9 protein-coding genes and 1 tRNA gene are annotated in these 7,805 nt (G+C 60.4%); 7 read left to right on the top strand and 3 right to left on the bottom strand.

Going from position 1 to position 7,805, the window contains the following annotated elements; all coding sequences use genetic code 11:
- The 5 genes from EN893_RS38625 to EN893_RS11105 all read left to right on the top strand — a co-directional run.
- A partial coding sequence (locus EN893_RS38625) for a hypothetical protein (RefSeq protein ID WP_206640102.1) occupies window positions 1-290 on the top strand: 290 nt, incomplete at its 5' end.
- 158 nt (window positions 291-448) lie between these two features.
- Window positions 449-1,036: a hypothetical protein gene (locus tag EN893_RS11120; protein ID WP_127269284.1), complete on the top strand. Its 588-nt coding sequence runs from the start codon at window positions 449-451 to the stop codon at window positions 1,034-1,036.
- A 931-nt stretch (window positions 1,037-1,967) separates the two neighbouring features.
- Complete coding sequence (locus EN893_RS11115) at window positions 1,968-2,219, top strand: hypothetical protein (protein ID WP_127269285.1); 252 nt, start codon at window positions 1,968-1,970, stop codon at window positions 2,217-2,219.
- On the top strand, window positions 2,216-2,572 hold the full coding sequence (locus tag EN893_RS11110; RefSeq protein ID WP_127269286.1) for a hypothetical protein: 357 nt from the start codon (window positions 2,216-2,218) through the stop codon (window positions 2,570-2,572). Before EN893_RS11115 ends, EN893_RS11110 begins: the two co-directional genes overlap by 4 nt.
- A gap of 167 nt (window positions 2,573-2,739) precedes the next feature.
- Window positions 2,740-3,450 carry a tyrosine-type recombinase/integrase gene (locus EN893_RS11105; protein WP_164900799.1) on the top strand — a complete coding sequence of 237 codons (711 nt, stop codon included), beginning with the start codon at window positions 2,740-2,742 and terminating at the stop codon, window positions 3,448-3,450.
- A 20-nt stretch (window positions 3,451-3,470) separates the two neighbouring features.
- Here the strand turns inward: EN893_RS11105 and EN893_RS11100 are convergent.
- Window positions 3,471-3,546 (bottom strand) — tRNA-Ile (locus tag EN893_RS11100).
- A 136-nt stretch (window positions 3,547-3,682) separates the two neighbouring features.
- Between EN893_RS11100 and EN893_RS11095 the strand changes: the two genes are divergently transcribed.
- Complete coding sequence (locus tag EN893_RS11095) at window positions 3,683-4,393, top strand: SIMPL domain-containing protein (protein WP_127269288.1); 711 nt, start codon at window positions 3,683-3,685, stop codon at window positions 4,391-4,393.
- Between the two features lie 213 nt (window positions 4,394-4,606).
- Here EN893_RS11095 and EN893_RS11090 read toward each other — a convergent pair whose 3' ends face one another.
- Together EN893_RS11090 and EN893_RS11085 are read right to left on the bottom strand one after the other, a co-directional pair.
- On the bottom strand, window positions 4,607-4,963 hold the full coding sequence (locus EN893_RS11090) for a hypothetical protein (protein WP_127269289.1): 357 nt from the start codon (window positions 4,961-4,963) through the stop codon (window positions 4,607-4,609).
- Between the two features lie 251 nt (window positions 4,964-5,214).
- Window positions 5,215-5,661, bottom strand: coding sequence for a YcgN family cysteine cluster protein (locus tag EN893_RS11085; protein WP_127269028.1), 447 nt, complete (start codon window positions 5,659-5,661; stop codon window positions 5,215-5,217).
- 197 nt (window positions 5,662-5,858) lie between these two features.
- Here EN893_RS11085 and EN893_RS11080 point away from each other — a divergent pair, with 197 nt between their 5' ends.
- Entirely contained in the window at window positions 5,859-7,754 is a 1,896-nt protein-coding gene (locus tag EN893_RS11080) for an OmpA family protein (protein ID WP_128361536.1), read from the top strand.
- Window positions 7,755-7,805 lie beyond the last annotated feature (51 nt).

Raw genomic sequence — 7,805 nt, 5'->3', positions numbered from 1 at the left:
ATCTTCCGTTCTGGGCTCGGGCGATCTCGTTGACGACCGGTGGCGAGGACCGCGACCTTCTATTTGCAGTGATCGCTGGCGCGGTATGGACACACGGCCAAGCTGCCTATGCTCTGTTTCGCGACGGTTTTCGTCGAGCGGGGGGCTCAAGTGATGCGCTGCGAAATCTCGACGGAATGGTAGGCGATCTCTTCGCGCAACGGACTTCTAGTAGTAAGGGTGGCGTCACCACACGACTTCTTCGCGAACATCACTACGACAGTGTAGTCGAGGAGCCAACCAATCCCTAGAAGGGGAATCTACGAGGCGACGATTAAAGGTCTTTTTGGCGATGGCTAAGACTACCGCATTCAGATTCGCGATCGCGGACGCCAAGCCCCGGTCCGAATGCTGGTCGTTTTTTGTCAACCACAATGACGTCTACCTAACGAGTAACGCATATAGGCGCATGCTTAAACTCAGCCTTCACCAAAGTGGTGTTTGTCAGGTCGCGCTGTTGGAAGGGTTTTTCGCGCAACACTTGGAATGGCGGGAGGACGGTCCCGATTTTCGTTCGATATTGCGGTGGCAACGTCTCTCGACACAAGAGGACCGGGGGCAGGTTGCCGCCTCAATCCTGTTTGCGTCCGACGGTTTCTGGCCTGAACAGGAAGCCATACCAAATACGAAACAATACACGGCATTGGCACCGCCTCCCCACATGTGCGGGCGGATGGTGAATGTCGTCTACAGCCGCGAGGATCCAAATCGAATAGCCAAGCTTGGAGTATGGACCGACGAACTGCTCTTCTCTACTCAGCTCCCGAGCGGCGAATTCGTTTGCCTTATGCAGTCTATCGAACCATTGCCGGAGGACTTTTTCGCCTTTGCACCCGTTTTGAGTCCATACAGCATTACACTCGGCATCGATGAGAACGAAATGGACGATGCGCGAGGCATATCATGCTTCGATTGTGCGCAACTTTTTGAAGGGCATGGCTGCATCCGCTCGCTTCACAATATGCGCTTGATGTCGGTTGCCGTGGCGAATGAATAGCTTTCGGCTACCTCTAAGGCGGTCCGATAGAGAATCCTGGTATGGCATGGCTTTCCGAAGCAAGAAGACGCTCGAGAAACTAGACGACAGCAGCTTCGTCCCGCAGCCCGGACCTCCGTTGAGCAAGTGGCAAAGGTCTGCTTCCCGCCTAATTCGACATTTTGTCGAAGAGAAGGATGTCTGCTTCCGGGCTGGTCGAGCACGACCATACACGGCCGACTTGCGGCGCAAAGCTGCCGTTCAAGCATGGTACTTGGGAGTTCGTGTCGGCGCGCTATCAGACACAATGTACCAGAAGTCGATCCCTTCAGAGCTATCTAAAAACCGAATCTAGTATCCTGCCTTATCCATGAGCACTCGCAATTCGGGCTGAGGAGCGACCCAGAAAGTTCGAAAAGCTTCCAGGAACCCCAGGGGAGTTGGAGGCGGATCGTACGTTGCGGCCCATAGATATGGCAGCGAACGCCGCAATGAAGCGGCTGTCATCGTCGGCAAAAGAGGGTCCAAATCGGACTGTCGGCGGCTCCGTCGTGCGAACGAAAAATGACGAGAAGCAGAACTTTCGTGTGCGGTTTTTGCACACAACATATCGTAACTAGCTGATATTGCTTATCTATCGGCCCTGTCCATCATCGCCACGGGTCGCGATTTTCTACCGCACGGCATCGAACGCACCTTGCTCACGCTGCATGCCGGCGATAGCAAAAGAACGCGCCCTCAATAGTGGGTCTTGCGATGTAGCGGTCTCCCGACTCGAACCCCCGCAGCCGCGGTCTGCTATCCTATTTTCACGCCGTTACCGCCGTTTGTCGCATTGGCCGGACAGATCCATTCCAAGCATAGCAAGGAAAGGGTAGCGTGATTGCTTCTTAGGTGAATGCTCCACTGTCGCGGAACTCAGCCCGCGAGGCGATGTGCAGCGAGAAAAGCAATGAAACGCGCACTTGGCGGGCTCCTGCTGTTCGGCATTAATCGAGAACAGGCAGCGGTAGCTATCGGCGTCAGTCCAACGACGTTCGACCAGATGGTCGCGGATGGCCGTATGCCACAACCGCGGATGCCCAGCAAAGAGCGCTATGTCTGGGATGTGGAGGAACTGGCAGAGGCATTCGGGCGGCTACCACACCGCAACAACAAACTTGACGGCGTGTCCTCCAGCGATAATCCTTGGGATCGCAGATGATGGACGTGGCGAGCACCATGGTGAAATTCAATCTGAAAGGCGTTGTCGAAGACAGGGATCGGCACGGCAATATCCGGCTGTACTTCCGGGCACCGGGTAGAAAAAAGATCCGTCTGCGAGAAAAGCCAGGTTCAGCCGAGTTCCACGAAGAAGTGCGCTGCGCGCGAGATGGCGTTCCCTATGCTTCGGCTCAGAATGTGGTCGGGCCTGTAGTGAGGCCAGTTGCCCCTCGCGGCAGTCTGATGTGGCTTTGCCAGGAGTATTTCCGGCGCGGTGGCGCAGAGGTCGGCGAAGGCACGATGCTTCGACGACGAACAATACTCGAAGGCGTTGCAAACTGCCTCACCCGCTGAGCGGGCCAGTCAATCCGGACTTCTCGACGAAGGGTTCATTACCGTTCGCGGCCATGAAGCGGGCTCACGTCAAGGAGCTCCGTGATACCCGGTCAGACGCTCCGGGGGCAGCCAACAATATTACAAAAGCCATTAGCGCAATGTTCGCTTGGGCCAAGGATGCCGAGATGGTCGAGGTCAATCCGGCAAACGGAATAAAGCGCCTGACTTCCGGCAATGGCGAAGGTTTCCACACCTGGGAAGTGTCGGAGATCGTCCAGTATGAGAAACGACATGCGCGCGGCACTATGGCTCGTATGGCGCTGGCGATTTTCATGTTCACGGGTTTGCGACTGTCCGATGCCGCAATCTTCGGCAGACAACACATTACCCAGGTTCGCAACAAGGATACCGGGATCTGGGAGAAGTGGATCAGGATCAAGCCTGGCAAGACCGACAAGAGCAAGGTGCGCAAGGAAGCGATTGTTGTCGAACTGCCTCTGCTCCCAGAACTCGAGGATGAGCTTTCCTTCGCCCCGGCCGGCAACCTGACATTCCTCGTCACCGAGTATGGTCGGCCTTTCTCGGAAAACGGCCTTGGTAACAAGATGCGCCAATGGTGCGACGAAGCGGGGCTCCCGGGCTGCAGCGCCCACGGGGTCCGCAAGGCAGGCGCCACCGTTGCCGCAGAAAACAGAGCCACACATGAACAGCTGAAGGCGATTTACGGCTGGACGACCTATCAGCAGCCTGATCATTACATCCGCAAGGCACGCCGCCGGATAGTGGCGCAGTCTGCCCGGACCCTTCTGGTATTCGATCGAAACGAGAACGAAAATGTCCCACTTTTGGCGGGGGTGGAAGAGAGTGGGACAAAAAAGTACAAAAAACCCAATTAATCAACGGCTTCGAAAGCTAATGGTGGGCCCGGAGGGACTCGAACCCCCAACCAAGCGGTTATGAGCCGCCGGCTCTAACCATTGAGCTACAGGCCCCACGCGGGCTGGATTAATGTTTTTCGCATCGCGGCACAAGGCTTTCCCCGACGGGCTTCCGCAGATCGCCCAAATCAACCCATAATCACGCTCTACGCGACCCCTTGCGACTTGATCGCAGACCAAGGAGATTTTCATGACCAGACATCTTTTGCTTCTCGCGCTCGCCACTGCAATCGCTTTTCCGGCGATGGCTGGAGCCGCCGATCTGCCGACGCCGCCCCGCATCATCGTGTCGGGCGAAGGCGAAGCAACCGTAGCCCCCGATCTGGCGGTCCTGACGCTGAGCGTCATGCGCGAGGCCAAAACGGCGCGCGCCGCGCTCGATGCCAACAATGACGCCATGGCCGCCGTGATCGCGGCGATGAAGTCCGCCGGCATCAAGGACCGCGATCTGCAGACCGCTGGCATCCAGATCAACCCGCGCTACAACTACACCAACAAGCCGGACGGCAGTCAGGAAGCCGAACTCGTCGCCTACCAGGTGACCAACACGCTTTCGGTGCGGGTGCGCGACGTCGACAAGACAGGCGAGGTCCTCGACAAGGCGGTGTCGCTGGGCGTCAATCAGGGCGGCGGCATTGCCTTCACCAATGACAACCCGGCAGCCACGGTCACCGAGGCGCGCAAGAAGGCGGTCGCCGACGCCATGGCCAAGGCCAAGACGCTGGCCGAAGCCGCCGGCGTCAGCCTGGGCCGGGTGCTCGAGATCACAGACCAGAACATCAGGCCGGCGCCGATGCCGATCAATGCCAAAGCCTTCGATGCCGCGGCCGGCGCGGCTCCGGTACAGGCCGGTGAGAACGCCTACAATGTGCAGGTCACCGTCACCTTCGAACTGAAATAAGCGGCTCTGACGATCCGTGGCTGAGCCTGGCCACGGCAATCATCAACCAATGGCGTGCATGAAAAACCCGCGGGATTGCTCCCGCGGGTTTTTTCGAGCCACACCCTTCAAACGGAAAAGGGCTCGGCTAGTCCAGACCAATCTTCGCAGAAGATCGCGTCTCCCGGCTGATCTTCGCAGAAGATCAGCCTCTAGGGTCCGCCAAACCCAAGCTTAGCGATAGATGACCGGGCAGCCGCGCTCATTGGCGAACACGACGACGACGCGGTCGCCATCCTGGCGGCCCGCCACTTTCACCGTACGACGGCTGACGTCGACGATCCGGACGCGGTGGAGGCCCATGCGTTCGGCCTTGTCGAGGGCGCGGTCCGGCGAGCAGCCACGGCGCCAGTTGCCACGGCGCTCGTCACGGCGATGGCGATAACCGTCGTCACCGGTATAGACGCCAAAACGCGGGTCGTTGTTGTTGCCGAAGCCGAGATAGAGGCTGTCGGCGTGAGCAGGAACGGCCGCCAGCGTGCCGAGACCGACCAGGGCCGAAAGGGCTGCCGTCTTGATCGTGTTGAACATCGTCTTCTCTCCTTTTTGCGGGCCTTCGCCCCTTGTGAACCGATGAGGGGAGAATGCGCTTGCCTGTCTGAACTCTTTACGAACCTGCCGTTCATCTCCGGTTCATATGGCGGGAAAAGGAAAGTCCCCGCCATTCGCCATCGTCCCCAGCCCTCGGTGAAGGCCAGAACGCCTGACTCGGCGCCCGGTTCCGACCCCGCGGATTGGCCGAATGTCTTCAAACGCGAGGCTCTTGCTCACCGCCGCTGGTCCTACGGCTCCTCGTCCAGTACATAGTCAAAATAGTCTTCCGGCTCGGCAAGATCGGTTTCGCTCGCCTTGACCCGGCCGCGCATCGAGATGCCGGCTTCATGCACGGTCTCGGCGCTGCCCGACACCAGCCGGTGCCACCAGTAGAGGTCGCAGCCCTCGGCCACCAGCCGATAGGCGCAGGTGCTGGGCAGCCAGCTGATGGTTCGCACATTCTGTGGCGTCAGCCCGACGCAGTCGGGAACGCGCGCCAGCCGGTTGACGTAGTCCGAACAGCGGCAGGTCTCGGCATCGAACAGCCGACAGCCGACGCTGGTCCAGTATATCTCGCCGGTGTCCTCGTCCTCAAGCTTCGAAAGGCAGCATTTACCGCAGCCGTCGCACAGCGATTCCCACTCGGCCGGGCTCATCGCCTCCAGCGCCTTGGTTTTCCAGAATGGCGTTTCCATTTCCGGGATGTGGCCCCAGCCGCGGGCAAGGTCAAGCGCGGCAATGGTCGCAATTGCGGCTATCGCCAGGTGAATGACATGAAGTTGCCTTCAAAAGGTCGGTCAATCGCCCCGTACGGCCTCTATCCGTGCCAGACTGGAACCAATCGGCACAAGATCGGTTTCGGCAAGGATGGGACCCCACAAGGAGAATTTCGATGAAACGCCAACCACGGATTCTGGCAGGCACGGCACTCGGCCTGCTTATGGCATCCGCGCCGTTGGGCGCGTTCCCGCTTCAGGGAAGTGTCGCGTCCGGCCTTGCCCAGCGCACGGCAGCCCCATTCATCCTGGCGCAAGCAGCATGCGCCGAAGGCGAAGCCTGCGCACAACAGCAGCAGGCGGAACCCGAACAGAAGCGCGAGCGCAAGAAGGCCGAGCCTGAACAGCAGGCCGCGCCTGCCCAGAGCGAACAGCCCGCCGAGGAACAGCAGCCGCGCAGGAAGAAGCGCGACCAGCAGCAGCAGACCGAGCAGGCGCCGGCCGAACAGGCCGCGCCAGCCGAGGAACAGCAGCCGCGCAGGAAGAAGCGCGACCAGCAGCAGCAAACCGAGCAGGCTCCGGCCAACCAGGCGGAACCGGCCAACGACAATCAGCCCGGCGAGCAGGCCAAGCCGCGCAAGAAGAACAGGCAGGACCAGCAGGCCCAACCTGAAGTCGCCCCGGCACCGAAAGAGGCTCCCGCTGGAGAGGCGACGGTCCCTGCCGGCGAACAGCCCGCGGCCCAGGGCGAGCAGCCCCAGGACACGACGAAGAAGCGTGTCAGGAAACCTGTTGGCGAGCAGCCGGCCACAGCCGAACAGCCAGCCACCGGCGAACAACCGGCCAATGGTCAGACGGCAGCACCGGCACAGGGCGAAAACCCGGTGCAAGGCGAAGCACCGGCCGATCCAAACGCCGCTCCCATCCTGGACAGCCAGAAGGACGCCGAGCGCAGGGGCGGCCGCAAGCAGGGCGACAAGATCGTCCCCCAGGATGGCGAGCAGCAGAATGGCGGGCAAAATGCCCAGCATGGTGGCGATCAGGGCCGCAAGCCGGTGGCTGCTCCCATCGACCAAGGTCCGCCGCCCACCGACGACAGGGCCGCACAACAGGAGATCAAGCCCGAGAAGATCGCGCCGGTGACCGAGGAAAAGGGCACGCGCGTAGAGCGTGCGCCCGATGAGAACGTCCGTGACCGCCGGCGTCCGAAAGGCGTCGACGTCGTCAGGGAGCTCGGCGACCGCGTCATCCTGCAGTTCAACAACCAGACATTCGTCGAGAGCAATGACGCCCCGCGCATGACCCGCGGCGCCAGGAACGTCTATTATGAGGATCTCTCGGGCGACCGCACCCGGGAAATCGTCGAGCGCGACAACGGTGTCCAGATCGTCACCATCCGCAACCGCTATGGCGACGTCATCCAGCGTTCGCGCATTGCGCCGGATGGACGCGAATATGTGCTGAGCTATGTCGACGAGCGGCACTATCAGGATGAGAGCGACTGGCGCGATCCAGGCGATGACCTGCCGCCGATGCGGCTGACAATCCCGCGCGAGGAGTACATTCTGGACTCCGAGGATGTCGAAGATCCGGACGACTACTACACCTTCCTCGAACAGCCACCGGTGGAGAAGGTCCAGCGCCTCTACTCGATCGACGAGGTCAAACGTTCGGCCCGCGTGCGCGACATCGCACGGCGCGTCGATCTCGACACGCTCAACTTCGAATTCGGCTCGGCCTCGATCTCCGACACCGAGGTGCAGAAGCTCGAGGGCGTCGCCACCGCCATGGAGAAGCTGTTGAAAAAGAACCCGGCCGAGACCTTCCTGATCGAAGGTCATACCGACGCGGTCGGCACACCGGAGGCTAACCTGGCCCTTTCCGATCGCCGCGCGGAATCAGTGGCGGAAGCGCTCACCAACGCCTTCGGCATCCCGCCGGAAAACCTGACGACGCAGGGCTATGGCGAGGAGTATCTGAAGGTCAACACGTCGGCGCCGAACCGCGAGAACCGGCGCGTCGGCATTCGCCGCATCACCTCGCTGGTGGCACCGGTCGCCAGCAACAATTAGGTCATGATTTCAAAACCATGACCCGGTTTGTGGAATCGGCACGAGAAGCAC

This window comes from Mesorhizobium sp. M7A.F.Ca.CA.004.04.2.1 (assembly GCF_004022825.1).
In the GTDB taxonomy this organism is placed as follows: Bacteria; Pseudomonadota; Alphaproteobacteria; order Rhizobiales; family Rhizobiaceae; genus Mesorhizobium.
This window is presented reverse-complemented; position numbering and strand designations above follow the sequence as displayed.

Excerpts from the sequence above, each read along its gene's own strand:
- EN893_RS11095 (WP_127269288.1), top strand. The coding sequence starts at position 3,683 with ATGACCAGACATCTTTTGCTTCTCGCGCTCGCCACTGCAATCGCTTTT.
- EN893_RS11080 (WP_128361536.1), top strand. The coding sequence starts at position 5,859 with ATGAAACGCCAACCACGGATTCTGGCAGGCACGGCACTCGGCCTGCTT.
- EN893_RS11085 (WP_127269028.1), bottom strand. The coding sequence starts at position 5,661 with ATGGAAACGCCATTCTGGAAAACCAAGGCGCTGGAGGCGATGAGCCCG.
- EN893_RS11090 (WP_127269289.1), bottom strand. The coding sequence starts at position 4,963 with ATGTTCAACACGATCAAGACGGCAGCCCTTTCGGCCCTGGTCGGTCTC.
- EN893_RS11105 (WP_164900799.1), top strand. The coding sequence starts at position 2,740 with ATGGTCGAGGTCAATCCGGCAAACGGAATAAAGCGCCTGACTTCCGGC.
- EN893_RS11110 (WP_127269286.1), top strand. The coding sequence starts at position 2,216 with ATGATGGACGTGGCGAGCACCATGGTGAAATTCAATCTGAAAGGCGTT.
- EN893_RS11120 (WP_127269284.1), top strand. The coding sequence starts at position 449 with ATGCTTAAACTCAGCCTTCACCAAAGTGGTGTTTGTCAGGTCGCGCTG.
- EN893_RS11115 (WP_127269285.1), top strand. The coding sequence starts at position 1,968 with ATGAAACGCGCACTTGGCGGGCTCCTGCTGTTCGGCATTAATCGAGAA.